The sequence below is a fragment of the Bacillus badius NBRC 15713 genome, from assembly GCF_001591605.1.
Taxonomy (GTDB): Bacteria; Bacillota; Bacilli; order Bacillales; family Domibacillaceae; genus Pseudobacillus; species Pseudobacillus badius.
The window spans coordinates 116735-136743 of record NZ_BCVF01000005.1 but is presented as its reverse complement, the minus strand read 5'-3'; the positions used below and the strand labels follow the sequence as shown (position 1 = coordinate 136743).

General features: G+C 44.3%; 18 protein-coding genes. 16 read left to right on the top strand and 2 right to left on the bottom strand.

Annotation, left to right across the window (positions count from 1 at the left end; all coding sequences use genetic code 11):
* The first annotated feature begins 120 nt into the window (after positions 1-120).
* The 3 genes from BBA02S_RS04430 to BBA02S_RS04420 all read left to right on the top strand — a co-directional run bounded on the left by BBA02S_RS04430 (position 121) and on the right by BBA02S_RS04420 (position 4290).
* A complete protein-coding gene (locus BBA02S_RS04430) occupies positions 121-2796 on the top strand; it encodes a tetratricopeptide repeat protein (RefSeq protein WP_156141475.1) in 2676 nt (891 codons plus the stop codon).
* A 77-nt stretch (positions 2797-2873) separates the two neighbouring features.
* Positions 2874-3671, top strand: a complete 798-nt coding sequence (locus BBA02S_RS04425; RefSeq protein ID WP_041100445.1) for an SDR family NAD(P)-dependent oxidoreductase — start codon at positions 2874-2876, stop codon at positions 3669-3671.
* Positions 3672-3855: 184 nt separating this feature from the next.
* Positions 3856-4290 carry an immunoglobulin-like domain-containing protein gene (locus BBA02S_RS04420; RefSeq protein WP_156141473.1) on the top strand — a complete coding sequence of 145 codons (435 nt, stop codon included), beginning with the start codon at positions 3856-3858 and terminating at the stop codon, positions 4288-4290.
* 265 nt (positions 4291-4555) lie between these two features.
* Here BBA02S_RS04420 and BBA02S_RS04415 read toward each other — a convergent pair whose 3' ends face one another.
* Complete coding sequence (locus tag BBA02S_RS04415) at positions 4556-6292, bottom strand: metallophosphoesterase (protein WP_231557190.1); 1737 nt, start codon at positions 6290-6292, stop codon at positions 4556-4558.
* A 311-nt stretch (positions 6293-6603) separates the two neighbouring features.
* On the opposite strand from BBA02S_RS04415, the gene BBA02S_RS04410 reads away from it, so the two are divergent.
* The 13 genes from BBA02S_RS04410 to BBA02S_RS04350 all read left to right on the top strand — a co-directional run bounded on the left by BBA02S_RS04410 (position 6604) and on the right by BBA02S_RS04350 (position 18909).
* Positions 6604-7191, top strand: a complete 588-nt coding sequence (locus BBA02S_RS04410) for a DNA-3-methyladenine glycosylase I (protein ID WP_041100471.1) — start codon at positions 6604-6606, stop codon at positions 7189-7191.
* A 23-nt stretch (positions 7192-7214) separates the two neighbouring features.
* Positions 7215-8369 (top strand): winged helix-turn-helix domain-containing protein, encoded by a 1155-nt coding sequence (locus BBA02S_RS04405; protein WP_041113920.1) that lies wholly within the window; start codon positions 7215-7217, stop codon positions 8367-8369.
* Between the two features lie 134 nt (positions 8370-8503).
* The gene (locus BBA02S_RS04400; RefSeq protein WP_041113919.1) at positions 8504-9790 is read left to right on the top strand and encodes an MFS transporter; all 1287 of its coding nucleotides are present in this window, start codon (positions 8504-8506) and stop codon (positions 9788-9790) included.
* Between the two features lie 375 nt (positions 9791-10165).
* Positions 10166-10318: a GNAT family N-acetyltransferase gene (locus BBA02S_RS21510; RefSeq protein WP_082028232.1), complete on the top strand. Its 153-nt coding sequence runs from the start codon at positions 10166-10168 to the stop codon at positions 10316-10318.
* A 486-nt stretch (positions 10319-10804) separates the two neighbouring features.
* Positions 10805-11812 carry a S8 family serine peptidase gene (locus BBA02S_RS04390; protein ID WP_052475288.1) on the top strand — a complete coding sequence of 336 codons (1008 nt, stop codon included), beginning with the start codon at positions 10805-10807 and terminating at the stop codon, positions 11810-11812.
* Positions 11813-11827: 15 nt separating this feature from the next.
* The gene (locus BBA02S_RS04385) at positions 11828-12643 is read left to right on the top strand and encodes an SAR2788 family putative toxin (protein ID WP_052475289.1); all 816 of its coding nucleotides are present in this window, start codon (positions 11828-11830) and stop codon (positions 12641-12643) included.
* Positions 12644-12769: 126 nt separating this feature from the next.
* The gene (locus BBA02S_RS04380; RefSeq protein ID WP_041113918.1) at positions 12770-13228 is read left to right on the top strand and encodes a hypothetical protein; all 459 of its coding nucleotides are present in this window, start codon (positions 12770-12772) and stop codon (positions 13226-13228) included.
* A gap of 129 nt (positions 13229-13357) precedes the next feature.
* Entirely contained in the window at positions 13358-13801 is a 444-nt protein-coding gene (locus BBA02S_RS21230; RefSeq protein ID WP_041100481.1) for a hypothetical protein, read from the top strand.
* Positions 13802-13830: 29 nt separating this feature from the next.
* Entirely contained in the window at positions 13831-14538 is a 708-nt protein-coding gene (locus BBA02S_RS04370; RefSeq protein WP_041100483.1) for an SDR family oxidoreductase, read from the top strand.
* A gap of 206 nt (positions 14539-14744) precedes the next feature.
* Positions 14745-16271: an MDR family MFS transporter gene (locus tag BBA02S_RS04365; protein ID WP_041100485.1), complete on the top strand. Its 1527-nt coding sequence runs from the start codon at positions 14745-14747 to the stop codon at positions 16269-16271.
* Positions 16272-16379: 108 nt separating this feature from the next.
* The gene (locus BBA02S_RS04360; protein ID WP_041100756.1) at positions 16380-17057 is read left to right on the top strand and encodes a response regulator transcription factor; all 678 of its coding nucleotides are present in this window, start codon (positions 16380-16382) and stop codon (positions 17055-17057) included.
* Positions 17054-18427: a HAMP domain-containing sensor histidine kinase gene (locus BBA02S_RS04355; RefSeq protein WP_041113917.1), complete on the top strand. Its 1374-nt coding sequence runs from the start codon at positions 17054-17056 to the stop codon at positions 18425-18427. Before BBA02S_RS04360 ends, BBA02S_RS04355 begins: the two co-directional genes overlap by 4 nt.
* An 83-nt stretch (positions 18428-18510) precedes the next feature.
* Positions 18511-18909, top strand: coding sequence for a hypothetical protein (locus BBA02S_RS04350; protein WP_041100489.1), 399 nt, complete (start codon positions 18511-18513; stop codon positions 18907-18909).
* Between the two features lie 66 nt (positions 18910-18975).
* Here BBA02S_RS04350 and BBA02S_RS04345 read toward each other — a convergent pair whose 3' ends face one another.
* A complete protein-coding gene (locus BBA02S_RS04345; RefSeq protein WP_041100491.1) occupies positions 18976-19896 on the bottom strand; it encodes a DMT family transporter in 921 nt (306 codons plus the stop codon).
* Between the last annotated feature and the right edge of the window lie 113 nt (positions 19897-20009).

Below are 20009 nucleotides of genomic sequence, written 5' to 3'. Positions count from 1 at the left end.
TTCATGCAAATCACACCTTTACTGTAAGCCTTCTACCTTACTGCAACCTTACTGAAGTTGAGAGAAGAAATTTTTTGCTATATAATATCAGAAAATTCTAAACAGACAGGGGTGTAATAATTGACTATACGATCTATGAGAATGCCGCAAACTGAGAGTTTAATGGATAGAAAACACTTGTTTTCCCTTCTTTTATCACGTCCTCATAAAAAAATAGCAACAGTAGTAGCGGGAGCAGGGTATGGCAAGACATCGTTACTGACCACGTTTTTCCATAAATATCCTATGCTCGGTGGGTGGGTGACACTCACGCAGCCCGTCTATACTTTTGATCAACTAGCTGGGATTCTCCCTTCTGTGACCGGAAAAGAACCGTTTTGGATCGTCGTGGATCAATCTGAAAACCTAAAGCTGGATGAACCGGAAACAAGCCGCTTGGTCGCATGGATTGAACAACTCCCCTTCTCTGTTACACTCGTATTATCCGGCCGTAAAATTCCTAAAAGACTTCCGGTCAGCCGTTGGAAAGTGAGGGGATTAGCCGTTGCCATTGACCAAAAAAATTTAGCTTTCACACTGGAAGAAACAAGCCAACTGCTGGACACAGTGTATAAAATTAACTTAACTAGCCAGGAAGTTCGCCATTTGCTAACGGTTTTAGAAGGCTGGCCCGCTGGACTGATGTTATTTAATGAGGCAGTAACGGGGTCGAATTTAGATTCGGGGCTGAAACATTTTTTAAACAGATTTTACTTAAATGAAGATGTTCATCAGTATGTAGCAAGCGAAGTAATGGCTGATTTGCCTGCTGATGTACAGACATTTCTGCTGCATGCTTCCTTGTTTCGCGAGCTGGATGAAGGATTGTTAAGCTTATATAAGCCTGATTGGCCGATTCGTGATTATATAGAAAATATCCGCCATATTCAACCATTCTTATTAGTGGATGAGCCAGGCTGTTTTCGGATACATGAATTGTTTAGAAGATTTTTTTATCAATTGGCTGAACGGGAATGGGGAGGAGAAAAGGTTAAGCATCGTCATGGTGAACTAGCCATTTTATGCCGGGCGAATTATCGGTTTTTTGAGGCCATATTACAAGCTTTAGCAGCCGGCAACGACAGGCTGGTGGCAGGGATTATGAAAGATATAGCTGAACGCTATGAGCCGGAAGAATTTCTGCGATTAATTGATGGATGGCTTGAGCAGCTTTCTCCTGCCCTTCATCTATCCAGAACGAGCTTATTATTGTTTCGCTGCATACCTGTGGAACTGGCAAAGCAGCTTATAGCACCTCTTGAATTAATTGCTCATCGATACAAAAATGAAGTTTCACCTGGTTATGCGGACTTGTACCATCGCCTAGCAACGATCTACTTTTACCAGGGAGAACTAACAAAAGCGGTTCAGCTTTATGAAACAAGCCTGGAGTTATCTTATAAAAATGAAGATGAGCCGATGGTAGCGCTGAACACAAGTTTACTGGCACAAATGTATCGTTTCATGAATGAAATTGAAAAAGCATTTGTTCTTTCCCGCCGGGCACTGGCTAAGGCGGAGGCGCACGGATTTAAGCAAGTGCAGATGCATGCGCTTTGGAATGCAGCAGAACTGCTGATAGAAAAGGGGCATTTCGAGAAAGCCCGCCGTTTGGCTGAACAGTCCATTCATGTAGCGAGAGAGTGTGATGAGTCCTCGATTATTTATCCGTTGTGTACCATCAGCAGCTATTTTCGTGCGAAGGGGGAACTGGAGGAGGCTCTCCAATGGGCACATAAGGCGCTGGAACAAGCTGATTGTCTCGGAATTCGACCGGATCGAGGGTGGGCAAGTGCAGCCGTGGCTCTGTGTTATCAAGAGCTTGGCAACTTAAATGAAGCTAGGAGATTGATGGAAGAAGCTGCACGGCTCTTTAAGGGATTTCGTCATCACTCTTGTCTTATTCAAAAGAAACTGACGTTAATTTTATCTAAACAGGGCCATATGGAAGAAGCCTATGCCCTCCAGAAAGAAGTAGATAGCATAGCAAGAGAATCCTCCTATACATGGCTTCAAAAGAAAGAAAAGATAGATAACAAGCCGTTGCTCAGTCTGCAAATGTTGGGTCCATTGTCAATCCAACTTGGAGGGGAACGCATTCAAATCAAACGGAAATCCAGCCTAAGGCTTCTGCTCCTTCTAGCCTCAGGCAGCAAAAGAAGGTGGTCAAGAGATGAAATAATCGGACGGCTGTTTCCTGAAGAAACGGAGGAGGCCGCCTCCAATCAATTTTATGTAGGGCTGTCTACCTTGCGTAAGCTATTGGAACCAGATCTGAAAAAAGGGAGGAACTCCAGGTTCATTGCTTATGATGGCTCCCATTATTATTTTCGGTTTGAAGAAGTAAAGATAGATGTTGAAGAACTAAAGCAGCTTATTCTCTATCCATATAGCCCAGAAGTGTTTTCTCAGGCTAGCAGCCTTTATAAGGGCGATCTGTTGCATGAATACTTATATGAAGAATGGCTGGAGGAAAGCCGTGCTATGATGCGCAAGCAATACTTAAAAGCGCTGGAAAAGTGGGCTGCACAATGTCAAGAGGGGGGGAAAATAAAGGAGGCTGCTGAGATATTAGAAGTCTTGGTCGCATTAGAGCCTTATGAGGAAAGCTTTCAAATGCATTATGTACGCCTCTTGCTTAAAAACGGTAAGCTTGGCAAAGCGCGCAAATCAGCTGACAAAGCCATTATGCTAATGGAAAAGGAACTAGGCTTAAGTATGAAGGAAGAATTTAATCAATTATTTTATCTCAACTAACATAAATCTGTAAGGTTTGAGTAAGAGTCTCCGGATAACATGAAAGCGTTAACATGTTAAGCGAAGGAGAGATAAATATGGCAAAGATGACTGGCCAAACGGCGCTTGTAACTGGATCAGCCAACGGAATCGGCAAAGCAATAGCGAAAAAACTTGCAAGTGAAGGTGCTTATGTATGGATCACGGATATTGATGAAGAAGCAGGAAACCAGGTGGTCCGGGAAATTGTTGAATCTAATGGAAAGGCAAGCTTTCTGCGGCTGGATGTCCGGTCTTCCCAAGAAGTGGCCGCTGCTATCCGTCAAATCTATACGGAAACCGGGCGGATGGACATTCTCGTCAATAATGCAGGTATTTCGGGGAATCTAGTTCCTGTTGATCAAATGAGCGATGAGGAGTGGAAAGTTTTGCTGGATATTCATGTGAACGGCTCGTTTTATTGCCTCAGAGAAGCGGCCCGTTACATGAAGAAACAAGGATACGGCCGAATTATTAATATGTCGTCACTGGCCTCAGAAACAGCTCTTCGAGGATTTGTTCATTATGCTACGGCTAAATACGCACTGGTTGGTTTAACTGAGAGCAGTGCTAAAGATTTGGCTCCCTATGGAATTACTGTGAATGTCTTGAAGCCCGGCATTATTCGTTCGGCATTAACAGGAGGGGTGTTGCAGGCGGCAGAAGAGCGGCTGGCTCGTTCTACGCCAGTTAGAAGCATCGGTTCAGCGGAGGATGTGGCCATGGCAGCCGCTTTTCTTGCTTCACCAGATAGCGGCTTTCTTACGGGTATTTCTATTGTTGTAGATGGAGGTTTCCGTTTAGTGAGTGAGATGGATAAGGTGACGGGAGAAATGATAGCAGCTATGCAAGCTTAATAGTTTTCTGGCTTTGCAGGAACATTGGCAGTGCGGTGTGAAGAAAATCAATATGGATCTATTACAAAAAAGCGGGTGCTCTGCAGTTGAGCACCCGCTTTTTTTATGAGGCAGCCATTGCTTCATTTGAGGGATGAATGACTACCCAATCATTGGTAAAATCAAAAGAGGAGGTGCAATGGGCATGAGGCTTCATCGATTAGTTGTTTTCTGCATCAGTATGCTTCTTCTTTTGATCGCTGGCTGCAATTCAGGCGACTCGCGGCTTAAGGAAGAAGCTCCTGTTCAAGATCTTTCAGACTCAAAAAATGGGGTGACAATCAACACCGAACAAGCTGAATATCCAACATCAGCACGGGAAATCGTTGTTGAAATCCACAATAACGATGAGAATGAATTCATGACCGGCGCTCACGTGTTTCTTGAAAAGAAAGTCAAAGGCACATGGTACCGCGTGCCAATGAAGGCTGATTCTTTCACAGAGCAAGGAATTATTCATCCTCCGCATCAATCCTCTTCCTTGCTGTTGAGCACGAACGATTTGAAGTATAAGCTGACGCCAGGTGAATACCGGGCGGTCATCGGCGAGCTGGCGGCTTTATTTAAAGTGGTTGAGTGAGAAAGCTCCTCTTTTTCCAGGGAACTTGTTTCAGTTCAAAAGCCGTGAATCGTTTAGAAGGAAGGAGCGGCAGTTGTCTCAACTTTCTGCACTTAAATTTATGTCATGGAGGGTGAATCTTCTCTGTCCCTATGTACTGATCAGAAGCCATTCTGTTTAACAATCCCCTGCATAAAGCGTTCCGGTGCTTCTTTATGCAGGGGATTTTGATGGTATCTTAGCAAGAAAACCATATGCTGCCTATTTGCGCAAAGGCCTTAAACAGTTAGGCAGTAACCAGATCACTTTCTAAAGCAAATGTAGCTGAAGCGACAGCATCATAGCCGCTGCCATAAAAGTAAACAAATTTATATGTGGAACCGGCTTGGTATCTGTCTGGATAAATATTGTCCTTTGGATTGTACGTAAATGTGTATGTCTTTTCTGTTATCTGAGTATACATCCACCAAATGGCCGCTTGATCTCCAGGTTTTTCGTTTACTTCGTATAAGCCAATCCAGTCGCTTTTAGAGGCACGCGCATGTTCTATGGTAACTTCCACTTGATCTTCTGTTCCTTTTAATTTGCTTTTAGACAGATTAATCGTTACATCCTCTACGGTGCCATCCAGTGTTTTTCCTAATACTTTTAACGAGTTTTTGCTGGCGTTGCCGTATGCGTCAAGGGCGCGTACTTCAATCTCATAGGTTGTATTTGGCTGTAATCCTTCAAGCGGCAATGTCAGCGGATTTGGCACAGGGTCTTTGTAAAACTCCGAAAAGGCTAGAAATTCTTTTTCTATTTGATTAGTTTCCGTGTTCTTTGCTGTTATTCGATAGTCATGTACAAGGAGTTTGTCTTTCGCTTGAGTAAACATGATGGCTAAGCTGGTGGCTGCGGCTTTTTCGTGAACAATTGAGAGCATGGCATCGTTTGTAAAGAAAGGTGGTTTTTTATCCCTGTTTTCTATGTATTTAAAGTTTTGTTTATTGGCAGGGAGGCTGATTTCAAAAGGCTCGCCTGTCCAATCGTCGTTATGAATATCCCGACGCTTAATTAATACTTTATTATGATAAGCCTCTACAATGAGGGCTTGATTAAGGATGTCAGCCCCCTCAGGCACTTCTCCCTGAATTCTGCCGGCATCTAGCCATAAGTAAGCGCCTGTGGAGGTTCCGATGGAAGTAAAGTCCTTCTGGTGAATGATTTTCGGGTCATCTAGCGGGTAATGAGTATGCCCAGAAAAGGAGATAACTTGCGGGTAGGGTTTTAACGTATTATAAAAAAGATCTCTGTTGGCGGAGAAGCCCCACTCGCTTCCATAAATAGTTTCTTTAATCGGCTGGTGGTGAAAGACAAAAATCGGCTTTTTGCGGTCATCAGCGCTGGCAATTTTTAATTGTTCACCGAGCCATTGGATCTGTTTGACTGAGAAGGTTCCCTCTGTTCTGCCATCCTCCGTCCCAAGAACAATAAAATGATAGCCTTTTATGACCTTATGATAGTAAATTGCCTCCATACCCGTTTTCTCTAAAAATCGTTTTTGCGCATCAGCTACTGATAATCCATTCCAGTAGTCATGGTTTCCGATAGCAAACATAGAAGCAGCTTTTGCTTGCTTTCTCGCATTGTAAGCAGACATAAACTTATCGTATTCAGAAAGGACTCCATAATCCGTTAAATCGCCAACGACTACAAAAGCATCCTGCTTTGGAGCTGCTTGATTCAATTGTTCTAAAGTAGTAATAAACTTTTCCAGTGTTTTATTGCTGCTTGAATGAATGTGAACATCGCTTATAACAGGAAAGACTAAGTTGGGTTTCTTCCCGATTGAATGGCTAATAGAAGAACTGGACACGGCTTCGACAGGCAAAATATTCAGTGAGTTAGTTAGTGTTAACCCAAGAGTTATTCCAGCAACTCCTGTTGACTTTTTTAAAAAACTGCGTCGAGTCATTTCGTTTTTAAATACTTCTGCATTTGATAACTTTTCACCGTCAGTATGAAATTTTTCCATCTTCATTGTCATCCCCTCTTTTCATCATCTGTTTTATCTGTAACGAAGCTTCCATGCTCACTGCTTCTCTTTCCATTCCAAATCATACATAATGAGTATTAAATTACCGTTAATCTACGGTAAATTCTTTTTATTGACGCTTTTCTATTAGATAAATTTACGGTCGCTTGGCGGACAGAATAAAAAAACAAGTGAAAAAGGCGGCTGCCTGGACGGGGTTCTCCACATAATTGCAGTCTGATAGAAACGGTGAATCATTGTATAATCATGATAGAAAAGGAAAAATATACTTTTTATTGGCAGGAGGCAGAGGGGAAATGAGTAAAAGATGTGCATGGGTGACGAAGGAGCCGCTTTACATCGACTACCATGACCGGGAGTGGGGTGTGCCGGTTTATGATGACCGCAAGCTGTTTGAAATGCTTTGTTTAGAAGGAGCGCAGGCAGGACTTAGCTGGTGGACGATTTTGCAAAAAAGGGAAAATTATCGAAAGGCTTTTGATCACTTTGAAGCAGAGAAGATTGTGAAGTATACGGACGAGAAATTGCAGCTTCTTATAGAAGATAAGGGAATTGTCCGCAACAAACTGAAAATCAAAAGTGTGGTGACGAATGCCAAGGCCTTCTTGAATATTCGGGAACAGTATGGTTCATTTGCTCAGTATATTTGGGGATTCGTGGATCATGAGCCGATCATTAACCAATGGACATCAGAAAAAGAAGTCCCTGCTTTCAATGCGCTTAGCGATCAGATGAGCAAGCAATTAAAAAAAGCCGGCTTTTCGTTCGTGGGCAGTACGATCTGTTATTCTTACATGCAGGCGGTAGGAATGATTAATGACCATACGATCGAATGCTTTTGTCATCCTTCTCATCAAAGGCAGGAATCATCGACCAGTCTTTAAAAAGGAGAGGGGAGGACAAGATCATGACTCAACTGCAGTTTATGCTGACAGATTATACGGTCAAATTCGGCAGTGAGCAGATTTCTTTATTACGGAAGGAATACTATTTGCTGCAGTACTTATATGAACATGCCAACCAGGCTTTTTCCCGGGAACAGCTTTTAAACGCTGTCTGGCCTCTTGAAGCGCCCTCCGAACGAACGGTCGATGATCATATTTACCGGTTAAGAAAGAAGCTCAAACGGTGGGATGGGGAGCTGACGATTGAGACGATTAAAGGGTTCGGCTATCAACTGGTTTGTGAAAAGCCGCATCACAAGGCTTTGCCGGTAATGAAAGATCAGGAGTTTCGACAATTGCTGGAAAGCGTCCTTAAAAAATATCATCTTTACGGCCAGGGAGACTCTATTGCTGCTTTTATCAGCGAAAAGAACATAGGGTTTGAGATTCCGGCCGCATATGAGGTCATTCTGGCTTATATGAAGGGTGATTTTTGGTGGTTTATCCGCGAAAACAAGTACCCTATGACAGATAAACTTTTCTTTTTAATTCATATTTTTCAAACACTTTCCAAGGATTACACCCGGTCAATCATGTATATCCAGCACGGCATTAAGCGGGATGTCTTCCCAAAGCACCATCGATATGAAGCGGAAACGATCGGCCTGCTGCTGGCGTACACAGCGAATCGTGAATTTGAGAAGGCCACTCAATATGTGGATGATTTTATCAACCAGCGCACTCCGGAAATTACAAAGCCTGACCACGGTTTCTATCCTTTTTTACAAAATATAAGGCTGCTGATCGCTATTGGCCGGGAGCGTTTCGGTGAGTTTGTGGAGATTTGTGCGCAAATGGAGAAGTTTTACTTGGAAAAGCCTTATCAGCGCGAGCTGGGGATTTTTACAATAATCAAAGGCGCCTGTCAGGTCCGCAATCATGAGGCGGAGCAGGGAATAGCGGAGATTGAGCGGGGCTTTGATATTGTGAAACGCACACACTTCAAGTCTCACCTATTTCCGGCGTTGGACATGGCAATGCTCTTATTGGCGCCTGATTTCTCGAATACTATAGTGTACGAAAAGTTAAAGGAGAGACGGGAACAGCTTGAACAGGAATACCATCCTGCTGAACTTCTTTCACAAGTGCGGACAGTTTTGGATCAATATTTAGCTTGAGAGTGAAATCGGCCAATGGCGGAAATGAAAATGAAGAAGGAGATTTGATACTCCTCTGACATTGGTTCTTTATCATGTGGATAAAAGAGGCGGTGATTCAGCCTCCTTTGTTCATATGAGAAAGGATGAGAGCCATGTCTGGCCTAAAGGAAGCCAGCCCTTCTATCTGGAAAAATGGCATGTTTGTGAGGATGTTTGCGGCATACTCCGTGTCAATCATGGGCAATTATTTTGACATGATGGCGCTTATGATTTTATTTGGTTACGTGTGGAAGGCAGAGCCGATGCTGATCGCCTTGATTCCGGTGGCTATTGCCCTGCCGCAGGCTCTGCTCAGTCAATTTACCGGTGTTTTGGCAGATAAAGTAGATAAAGTGAAGCTTATGATGGTCTCTGATTTGCTGACAGCTCTGTTGACACTTCTTCTGCTGGCGGCGCTTCACCCCGGATGGGCGCTCTTTATTATCGCCATGCGTTCTGTTGCCAATGTTGTTCATTTCCCGGCTCAGCAAGGCTTGATTAAGCAGGTGGTGGCAGAAGAACATTTATTAAAAGCGGTTTCTTTGAATGGAATGGTCATGCAGCTGTCAAAGATTATCGCCCCTTTGCTCGGTGGGCTGATCGTAAGCGCCGCCTCTCCGCAAGTATGTATTCTAATGAATGCGGCTGCTTTTTCGCTGTCTGCCTTGATTTTGCTGAATATGTTAAAGCAAAAGCGGCTCGAATCGTCCCGTTCCCTTCCGGAGAAGCCAGTGCCAGGCGAACAGAAACTGACATTTTGGCAATCTTGGAGACAGGGCTGGGCCGTTATCGCCCAAAGCCGTATTCTTTGGATCAGCTTTCTTACTTCCTCTGTAGGGATTCTCTTTATTCAAATGATTGATGTGCAATATACCACTTGGCTGCGGGAAACTGCTCCCGACCGGCCTGAAGTGATGGGCTGGCTTTTCGCAGCTTCCGGCTTCGGTGCAGTTGTCATGATGATGTTTTTAAATCGATTTGAAAGGTTGCGGGGATACGGCTGGCTGTTGGGCGGAAGCCTCGTGTGCATCGGTGCAGGCTTTGGAGGGGTCGGGCTTTTGCGAAGCGGCTTCTCGGTCCCGCTGCTGCTCGTATACGGAACGATTCTTGGGATCGGTGTTGCCTTGTACTCGATTGGTTTTCCATACATTATCCAGAAGCATACATCCCCTGACACGGTGAGCCGCGTCTCCGGCATCAGCAATTCGATTGCGAGCCTATGTGTAGTCGTGGCTCCGCCTATCGGAGGCCTGCTCGTTCAGATGCTCGGGGCCGGCCCAGTATTTGTAAGCGTAGGCGCTTTGTGTACCGCTATCGGGATTCTGGCTATTGTTTTCCAAAAGCTATTGTGGAGGGAAGCGGCAGCTGATTTTCATACACGGCTTGATCAGTCCTCGTAATGCCAGAAGAAAAAACGCATTTCGTGAAAAGGCCGAGTTCATCATATAATCAATTGAAAGGAATAGAGACGATGATTTCTTTAGAGGTGTCCCGGTGTGCAAAGATGGAACCGGTGCCCTGCTGTGTTCAAATGGAAAACATATTTGCAAATGAACAGGATATTTCCCGAGAAATTTGTGGGGCAGAAGGTAAATGAAACCCTCATCTGTCAGTCTGTGAATTTTAACCAGAACTATTGGGGTTCAGCTGAAAACTTTCTTGAGATGAGAAAGTTTTCGGTTATTGCTTGCGTCATGGCGGCCGCATAGTGAGCGAGTGCACTCAATCTTTAAGACCAATCAATGGGCTGAAATCGATATTGCGACAGCTAGTGAATGGAGGGGAAGGGCTTAGCCTTACCGGCCGCCCAGGCATTTATCGATCATTGTATCGACCATCAGATGATCCCGCGCTGGGAATATAATATTTATCATTCAGTTTCCGTTCAATTGGAGAATAAATTAGGGTTTGAAGATCCAAGGGAGTAGTCCATCTTTGTGAAAGCAAGATGATACAGGTTAAACGTGCCACGGTTGCCGGCAGCAGTTCAGCTTATAAATACAGTATAGAATTTGAGATCCTCGCTATTGTCTGAGGATCTTTTTTCTTTTCAGCCACTCAGCTCCGGGGAACGAACCATAATGAATGCCATTATGTGAGGAAGTGACGGCAGCAGCCATTCTGCGTATGCCCATGCCGCCCTTTATGAAAGAGTATTTTCAACGTATATCTAACGCCAACTTCCTTGCTCTCCCTTTATCTTCGGGGGCAGTTGCTAAATAGCTATTCAGCTCCTAGGAGGGAAGTAGCTTATGCAAGCTGGACGAATGATCTAATAGATAAATCTATTAAACAGTTTCTGTAAGGAAAATGTATTATTTTACTTATTTTATCTTGAAAGTAAATAAATTCATGTGCTATCTTTATTTGGGTTTTGAGGCATGAACGTTTAGCGTTTATAGATCTATTTGCCGATGACCAAATTCAACGGACTGAATGGAGAGATTGATATAAAGAGGGCATTCATTTTAGCAGCTTTTACGCTTACTTTGGCAGCAGCCTATTATTTCATCTCGAAAGATCGCACGGAGAGTGCCGGTTCCAAAGAATTGGTTGTGATTTCCGAGACAGATGCGGAAGATATCGATGTCTCTAAACGCGAGTACTCAAGTTGGGCTTACAGAGCGTTAATGGATGGTTTTACGTTTAAAAAAGACATAGACTACAATTTAAAAATTGCTATTTTAGATAGCGGGATTGACGGAGAGCATCCTGATTTAGCCGGCCGAGTTAAGAAGGAATACAATGCTCTGGATGACGGTGCCGGTGTAAAAGACGAATTTGGCCATGGAACAGCTGTTGCCGGAGTGATAGCGGCCAGCCACAATGATGCGGGGATTAAAGGAATGAATCCGTTAGCGGATATTTATTCAGTAAAAGTATCAAACGACAAGGGGGTGAGTGAAGTTGCTTCACTAGTAAAAGGGATTGAATGGTGCATGAAAGAAAAGGTTGATCTTATGAATATTAGCCTGGGACTATCCCGCAATAGTGAAGAATTAGAAAGAGCCGTAAATCAAGCGATCGATGCGGGCATAGTCATCGTGGCCGCTGCGGGCAATAATTATATGACGGGGACTGACTATCCTGCTCAGTATCCGAAGGTCATTTCTGTCAATGCCCTCACGCATGATTACGCTGCGGACGAGGCTTATGCCGGGTATGGAAAAATAGATGCAGCAGCACCGGGGGAGTCCATTTTGACCACTGTTCCTGGAGGCGGCTATCAGGTGTTTTCGGGGACCTCTATGGCAGCAGCCTACACAACCGGAATGGTGTCCTTGATTATGTCGGAGAATAAATCCAGTTTAAGGCTGATGAACGGCGAGTCAAGGGTCGATGAAACGTTCTCTTTATTAAAGCGCAAGGCGATCCCGCTCGGAGATGAAAAGTCTTATGGGATGGGGTTTATAAAATATTGATTGGGGGAGGAAACAGTGAAAAAAGCAGGCAGTTTATTTTTAATTCTTGTCTTCACATTCTTTAGTGTATTTTGCTCTTCTGCAGACACGACTCATGCAGCAGCCAATGGGGACATGCAAGTTCAGAAATTGAAGCAGAGAGGTTTTAAAAGTCCTAAGTTTCATAAAGACGCAAAAAAGACCCAATTCAAAGCTCAAAAGCAGCACAAAAATGTAGAGTATGATGTGTTGGCTACGATGAATGAGGATACGAAGGATGTGGTTCTTGAAGTAGAAAGTACAGAGAAGAGCCAGCCGGAAGTGTATCAGGTAGATATCCACGAAGCGGATGGCGACTTATTAGTAGCGACTTTCACTGATAAAGCGACAGGGAAGAAATATGAGGTAGATAATACAAAAGCAAAATCAAATTTTGCTTTTGTCATTCCTATAGGGATCGTCATAGGAGAAGCCCTTGTTGCCCATCTGTTGGCGGCATCATTGGCGATTGTGGTAGCGGGCGTCACTTATGTGGCTGCTACTGAAATTGCTTCTAAATTAAGAAAAGAGAAGCGATATGAGCATTATGCAGCTACTCTGAATAAAGCAAAGACAGGGATGTACATCGGTCCTTCTTTAACTTATAAGCAGGCCAAGTCTAAATTAAAGAAGGGTGACGTGTGGTCAATCTCTAAGAGCTTAGCAAGAAAGGTTGCTCAAGGAGCAGGAGGAAACAGAATTCCGATCGGTCCGGAAATTCATAATAAAGATAAAAACGGAAAAGTGAAAAGCGGAAAATATTATTACCATTACCACACCTACAATAGAGCAGGCGGGCACTCCTTTTATTAAAGCATGATGGCAATCTTTATAGGGAGCAGCCATTAAAATGTTGTCATCACATTGTATTATAAATATAGTGTGGTGACTTTTTCTTATGAATGAGGCATTTATATTTTTAAAAGGGAGGTTCTTTGTATGAAGGATGATGATAACGCTTATGAAGATGTGCTTAATAAATACAAAAAATCAGAAACAAGGAAAAAGTATAGTTTATCGGAAATCGTCGGTCTATTAAAAAACGAATTTGGCATGGCGGAATTCAATAAAAAAGAAGTGTCAGATTTAAAAAAAGATGAATGCGTCAGCTTTAAGGATATTCAATATTGTTTGTATACAGAAGATAAGGAAGCTTTACAAAGGCTCCAAGTCGAACAGGATGCCGGCATAGAGGAGCCGGAAAAGGAGCTATATAGAAATGAGAAAGAGTTTGCGAGAGCTATAATGTATTACAAAATACAAAAGGGCGATCGAATAAATGTGATTTTGGAAGGAAAAAAAGACTGCCTGGCAAATTATACAGTACAGGGAGAATCGGAATATATATATAAACTCTTAGATTTGCTTAGAGGAGCGGAAGAAGAGTTTGGACTGTAAGGAGGAATTGGCAGTTTTAGCTTTTTGGCTCTATTGGTCTTTAATGTTGATTTTATCCATTTGATGGGGCGAACGGCGTCTTTCATAGAGCCTGATTGTTGACTAATAGCTAAGGAATGGGTGAAAAAAATGACGCAATTCTACTATCTATCTGCCAAACAGCCTTTAGATACAGGCACGTTCGGCGAGGTGAAGAAGCTGTCTAACAAAGGAAACTATACGTTTGAGACAGCTGTTGATGAAGCATCCATCACTATTGAAAAGCTCCAGGACGGCACCGTTCCGAATTTGTCTTACCCTTATCAATATGAGGTTATGGCGCATTTGGGGGATTTTGGAGTGAATAAGGACCACATCAATGAACTTGATAGAAAGTGTCTGAAAACGTTATTCCATTATTTAAAAGCGGCGCTGGACAAAAGCTTTATAGTGGAGTTTTACACAGCGTGGGCAGGGGAAGAGGAACTAGAGGCGGCAGAGGTGAAGGAGCTAACGATGGATGAGTTAGCTGCTCCTGACCAATTAAAGCTGAAAAATAGGAGTAAGCTCGTTATCTGCCGTCAGAAATACTAGTCATAAAGCTGCAAAGGGAGGCATTGGAGATGAATGAATTACAAGGAAAGACAGCTATTATCACAGGAGCGAGCAGCGGAATCGGCCTGGCCATTGCTAAAGAACTGGCAGGTGAAGGGGTCAACGTCGTTTTGGCGGCCCGCCGTGCAGAAAAGCTGGAAGAGTTGGCAAGTGAAATAAATCAAATGGGAACAGCCAAGGCCCTTGCTGTTCAAACAGACATGACAAATAAGGCGGACGTGGAGCAGCTGGTCCAAAAAGCAAAAGCTGCCTTTGAACATGTGGATATCTTTGTGAACAATGCTGGCCAAATGCTTTCAGCGACCGTTCGTTCAGGGAAAGTGGAGGAATGGGAGCAAATGATTGATGTGAATATTAAAGGGGTGCTGTATGGCATTCATGCGGTGCTGCCGTCCATGCTTGACCGGTCGAGCGGCCATATCATTAACATTGCTTCCGTCTCCGGGCTCGAAGTAACAAAGATGAGCACCGTCTACAGTGCCACTAAATATGCTGTCCGCGCCATTTCCACAGGGCTGGAAAAAGAGCTGGCCCGGACTGGCGTTCGTGTAACGAATATTTCTCCTGGCATGGTCGACACACCTTTAAGCAGCGCCAGCAGCCGGAGCAACGACCGCAAAAAGCTGGAAGCCGCTGATATTGCTAAAGCAGTCACCTATGCAGCCGCCCAGCCGGATTACGTCAATGTCAACGAAATTACTGTCCGTCCGGTTTAAAACAGAATCACTGAAAGCATGAACAGAAAAACGGCTGGCCATTTGCCAATGGGCCAGCCGTTTTTTCATTGCATCCGGGATATAGGTGTTTGTACAAGCGGTCTTTTGATTCGCTGTTAAAAATGATAAAAGAAGATAAAAAATAGTATTTCCAGCCATTCTTTTAGTGGTACAATATCATTCAAAATCATGTTTGGAGGTGCAGGATGGTTAATGAAGACAGCAATTTAAAGTTTGTCGTGGCAGGCCTTCTTCTCGGCATTTTGATGGCAGCGATGGATAATACAATTGTGGCGACTGCTATGGGCACGATTGTAGCTGATTTGGGCGGATTCGAAAAATTTGTCTGGGTAACATCAGCTTATATGGTTACTGTTATGGCCGGAATGCCTATTTTCGGGAAGCTGTCTGATATGTACGGCCGGAAGCGCTTTTTTATTTTTGGATTAGCGATCTTTTTGATCGGCTCGGCCCTGTGCGGCATCGCCCAGAGTATGGAGCAGCTGATTATTTACCGTGCTATTCAGGGAGTTGGCGGGGGAGCGTTGATGCCGATTGCGTTCACGATTGTGTTCGATATTTTCCCGCCCGAGAAACGCGGGAAAATGACCGGCTTGCTCGGCGCCGTGTTTGGGACGTCCAGTGTGCTGGGACCGCTGTTAGGTGCATATATTACCGATTGGTTCAGCTGGCATTGGGTTTTCTACATTAATGTGCCGATTGGGCTGGTTTCCGTCTTTTTCATTATTAAATATTATCACGAGTCTACTCAGCACCAAAAGCAGCGCATTGACTGGGCTGGAGCGATTACGCTTGTAGCTGCTGTCGTCTGCCTCATGTTTGCTCTGGAGCTTGGAGGCAAGGAGTATTCATGGAGCTCCATGCAGATTCTCGGTTTATTTGCCGGGTTTTTAGTCTTTTTTATTAGCTTTTTATGGGCAGAAACAAAGGCGCAGGAGCCGATTATTTCATTTTGGATGTTTAAACGGCGGCTGTTTGCTACGTCGCAAATTCTTGCCTTCTTATATGGCGGCACATTTATTATTCTAGCCGTATTTATCCCGATTTTTGTGCAGGCGGTTTACGGAGGCTCGGCAAAGAATGCAGGCTTGATTTTAACGCCGATGATGCTTGGCTCTGTTGCCGGCAGTGCGATGGGCGGGATTTTTCAAACGAAAACGAGCTATCGGAATTTAATGGTCATTTCTGTTATTTCTTATTTCATCGGCATGTTCTTGCTTGGAAATATGACTCCCGACACGGCGCGCTGGACACTGACGATTTACATGATCATCGCCGGCTTCGGCATGGGCTTTTCTTTTTCCTTGCTGCCGACGGCATCCATTCACAATTTGGACCCGCGTTACCGGGGGTCAGCCAATTCAACAAATTCTTTTTTGCGTTCATTGGGCATGACGCTTGGAGTAACGGTCTTTGGAATTATCCAGCAAAATGTGTTTACAGACAAATTGGCCGACGCGTTTAAGGGAATGGGCGGAGGCGCTCAGGCTGGCGGTCCGGGCTTTGAAATGAAGGACCCGCAGCAGCTGTTTGAAGCCGGTCAGCGTGCCAATATTCCGGAATTTATTTTGGATAAAATTGTTTTGGCCATGTCGGATTCCATTGCGTTCATTTTCATGCTAGCTCTCATTCCTATTGCTTTGTCTGCCATAACCATTTTGTTCATGGGGAATGAGCGGGTGGAGATAAACAAGGAAATCAAAAAAGCGTAAACAAAGCCAGGACATATTGTCCGGCTTTTTTTGCGGCTTCTCTTTTTTGAATTCGTCCGCTTTTTCGCTAAAATGAAAGAAAATAGTGAAGAAATGAGGCGGCTGGATATGAGGAAAATCTTAGTGGTAGATGATGATAAACATATATTGGAGCTTGTAAGCATTCATTTAACCTATGCAGGTTATCACGTGACGAAAGCCAGTAACGGAATACAAGCACTTGGTGTTTTGCAAACGGAATTTCCCGACTTAGCGATTGTCGATGTGATGATGCCTGGGATGGACGGCTTTGAGTTAACGAAGAAGATACGGGAAAATCACGACATTCCTGTCTTGCTGCTGACGGCAAAGGGAGAGCTCGAGGATAAGGAACAGGGCTTTCTGGCCGGTTCGGATGATTATATGGTGAAGCCCTTTGAGCCGAAAGAGCTTCTCTTTCGCATCGCCGCCATTTTAAGGCGCTATGATAAGCCGGCGGATTCCATTTTGCAGGTAGGCTCTGTGACAATTAACCGCAAAAGCTTCGAGGTGACAGCAGGCTCGAATACATTAATTATGCCGTTAAAGGAATTTGAAGTGCTTGCTCTGCTTGCTTCCCGGCCTAATCAAGTGTTTCAGCGCGCCGCTATTATGGAGAGCGTCTGGGGGTATGATTATGAGGGGGATGAGCAAACATTAAACACCCATATTAAACGGATTCGCGAGCGGCTTGCGAAAATTGCCAAGGATGTTGAAATCGTCACTGTCCGCGGAATCGGCTATAAATTAGAGGTGCATGCTTCATGAAGTCTCTGTACGGGAAATTTGTGCTGATGACAGCTTTAATCATGCTGTTCAGCACCTTGTTCGGCTTTTTGCTGACAAATACGTATTATCACCGCGTCATGAAAGAGCGCAACGATCAAAAGAATGTGGAAATTGCCAAGACAATTACGAATCATATTGAACAAACGCCGCCGCTGGATCTGCGTGAATATTTAACAACAATTGGGGGGATCGGCTACCAATTATATATTGTCGATGAAAATGGCAAGTCCGCTTTTTATGGCGGCAAATACCGTGTGAAAAATCTGGAGAAATCAGCCATAGATAACGTGTTGCAGGGGGAAGTGTACCACGGCATGCGGGATTTTCCGCGTGAAACATTCGTAACAGGCTTCTTCGCCAATGAGATGTCGAATACAATTGGTGTTCCGTTCAAGTATGGCAGCAAGCAATACGCTTTGTTTATGCGCCCCGATATTAAATTGTTATTCAGTGAGATTCATACCATGATGGGCGGCATGGTGATAGCAACAGCGCTGTTCAGCTTGCTCGCTATGCTTTTCGTGGCAAAGATGCTGATCGTGCCGATCACCCAATTAACGGGAGCCACCAAGCGGATTGCCAGTGAAAACTACGACGTGGAACTGAATATTGACCGGAAGGATGAGATCGGCCAACTGGCGGCAAGCTTTACGACGATGATGGAACAGCTTCAGGAAAATGATAAGATCCGCAAGGAATTTATTAGCAACGTTTCACATGACTTTCAATCTCCCTTATTGAATATTCAAGGGTATGCCGGCCTGCTGAAAGCGGATCACCTTTCTGATGACGATCGTAAGAACTATGCAGCCATCATTCAATCGGAAACAAGCCGATTGTCGAGACTGACGCGCCAGCTGCTGCTTCTGACCTCTCTTGACCAGTCTTCCCGCCCGGTGAAATTTAAGGATTACCGGCTGGATGAACAGCTAAAGGCATGTATTAATAAATATCGATGGTGGCTTGAAGAGGAGCATATTCACTTACACCTGACAATGGAGCCGACCATGTACCGGGGAGATGAAGCCCTATTTGAAAATGTGTGGGATAATTTGATAACCAACGCCATTAAATATAATCGTCCAAAAGGCGAGATTCGTGTGTCTCTGGAGCGAACGGAACACGGTATTGAAGTTATTGTGCAGGATACAGGGATCGGCATCTCGAAAGCGGAGCAGGCACAGCTGTTTAACCGTTTTTACCGGGCGGATGCTTCACGCACGAAAGAAGGAACCGGGCTTGGGTTGTCGATCGTTAAGCAAATCATTGAGCTGCACAAGGGAGAAATCCAGGTGAAAAGTACACCGGACGAAGGAACGATGTTTACAATTAAGCTGCCGAATTTGTAATACGGAGTTCATATAGAGTTTATATTGAAAGTATAAGATCTATTCCATAGAGATCAAACGACAGGATATGGAGGTTTATAGATATGGAAAAAAAGTGGAGTCTGCGATTGATTCGGCTCGCAGCTATCTTTGGCTTATTAGGGGCCGTATTAGGTTCGCATATGGCAGGTTCCGGCAGCTACCAGTTCCGCCCTATTCACGCCCACATTTTAGTAGTTGGCTGGTTATCAATATTCGCTTGGGGAATTTTTTACCGCATTTACACAGTGAAATCAGCTAAATTAGTATCTATCCATGGCTGGACCGCCGTGATCGGTTCCATTGGTTTAACAGCCGGCATGTGGCTCAATACATTAAAACCATTTAACGTCAATGAAACGTTCGCCTTAATCTTTTACATCGTTGGCGGAACGATCTTATTAATAAGCTTCGGCATTTTCGTCATTACAACCTTTATGATTGCTGATAAAGAAGGCAAGTAAAAAGTGAAAAAATCAGATGAAGACGGCAGCCTCAATATCAGGCTGCCGTCTTTTTTTTATGTGCCTTCAGCAGGAAGAGCGGTTTTTTAAGCTGCTTAATGTTTTAGGTTTGCGAAGCAGATCGAACGCCTCGGTAATAAAGATGCCTCCTAAAATAAATACAATCCCGGTTACAGTATTAACCGTTAATGTCTCTCCCCACAAAAGCCATGACAGCAGGAACGCAAAGACCGATTCAAGCGACAGCAGCAGGCTCACGTGTGTAGGCGGAGAGTATTGCTGGGCTTTGATTTGCACGATGTAAGCAAGCAGTGTCCCAATCAATAAGTCGAATGTATAAGCGTACCAGCCGTAAGCAGAAAGCGGGGACGGGAACGGCTCCAGCCAGAAGGCAAACGGCAAGCTGAACAGGCCGACAATAAACAGCTGAACCGCGATAAAGCTCAGAGAGTCAATGGAGCGCTCGCGTTGATAAGCACGATCCACTAACAGAACGTGCACAGCGAAAAAGAAAGCGCAAAGGAAGACTAAAACATCTCCGGTATTAATCCCTGTCCAGCCGCCGTCCCATGAAAGAATAGCAAGCCCGAAGAAGGTAAGAAGGCTTCCTAAGAAGGCTCCTCTTTGAATCCCTGTTTTTGACCAGAAAAAATATAGGAATGGAACAATGACTACCATCGTTCCGGTCAGGACACCGGCCTTGCCCGGAGTGGTCAGCTCAATTCCTACAGTCTGCAGGACAAACCCTCCCCATAAAGCAGTTCCGGCAAAAATGCCATATTTCCATACTTGCTTCGGAAGGCGCTTAATAGATTTCCATTTAAATAACAACAGAAGGAGCGCAGCAAGGAAAAATCTAGTGCCAATAAAATATAAAGGGGTCATTTCGTTTAACAAGTCCTTTGTCAGGACAAAGCTGTACCCCCAGCCAATGGAGATGCCCACCAATGATAAGTCGGCTATGAGAACTTTCTTTTTCGACGACAAACTATCCCTCCTAAAATACGGCTCCACGAAGAGCCGTATATGCTCCAATGCAAGAATCGCACCAAAGTGAAATAAAGAGAGGAAAGCGAGGGGCAATGGCTAGATGTATGTTT

Coding starts and splice junctions, on each gene's coding strand:
- BBA02S_RS04355 (WP_041113917.1), top strand. CDS start 17,054: ATGAAGTCTCTGTACGGGAAATTTGTGCTGATGACAGCTTTAATCATG.
- BBA02S_RS04360 (WP_041100756.1), top strand. CDS start 16,380: ATGAGGAAAATCTTAGTGGTAGATGATGATAAACATATATTGGAGCTT.
- BBA02S_RS04390 (WP_052475288.1), top strand. CDS start 10,805: ATGACCAAATTCAACGGACTGAATGGAGAGATTGATATAAAGAGGGCA.
- BBA02S_RS04405 (WP_041113920.1), top strand. CDS start 7,215: ATGACTCAACTGCAGTTTATGCTGACAGATTATACGGTCAAATTCGGC.
- BBA02S_RS04410 (WP_041100471.1), top strand. CDS start 6,604: ATGAGTAAAAGATGTGCATGGGTGACGAAGGAGCCGCTTTACATCGAC.
- BBA02S_RS04400 (WP_041113919.1), top strand. CDS start 8,504: ATGTCTGGCCTAAAGGAAGCCAGCCCTTCTATCTGGAAAAATGGCATG.
- BBA02S_RS21510 (WP_082028232.1), top strand. CDS start 10,166: ATGGAGGGGAAGGGCTTAGCCTTACCGGCCGCCCAGGCATTTATCGAT.
- BBA02S_RS04415 (WP_231557190.1), bottom strand. CDS start 6,292: ATGAAGATGGAAAAATTTCATACTGACGGTGAAAAGTTATCAAATGCA.
- BBA02S_RS04370 (WP_041100483.1), top strand. CDS start 13,831: ATGAATGAATTACAAGGAAAGACAGCTATTATCACAGGAGCGAGCAGC.
- BBA02S_RS04380 (WP_041113918.1), top strand. CDS start 12,770: ATGAAGGATGATGATAACGCTTATGAAGATGTGCTTAATAAATACAAA.
- BBA02S_RS04420 (WP_156141473.1), top strand. CDS start 3,856: ATGAGGCTTCATCGATTAGTTGTTTTCTGCATCAGTATGCTTCTTCTT.
- BBA02S_RS04425 (WP_041100445.1), top strand. CDS start 2,874: ATGGCAAAGATGACTGGCCAAACGGCGCTTGTAACTGGATCAGCCAAC.
- BBA02S_RS04350 (WP_041100489.1), top strand. CDS start 18,511: ATGGAAAAAAAGTGGAGTCTGCGATTGATTCGGCTCGCAGCTATCTTT.
- BBA02S_RS04365 (WP_041100485.1), top strand. CDS start 14,745: ATGGTTAATGAAGACAGCAATTTAAAGTTTGTCGTGGCAGGCCTTCTT.
- BBA02S_RS21230 (WP_041100481.1), top strand. CDS start 13,358: ATGACGCAATTCTACTATCTATCTGCCAAACAGCCTTTAGATACAGGC.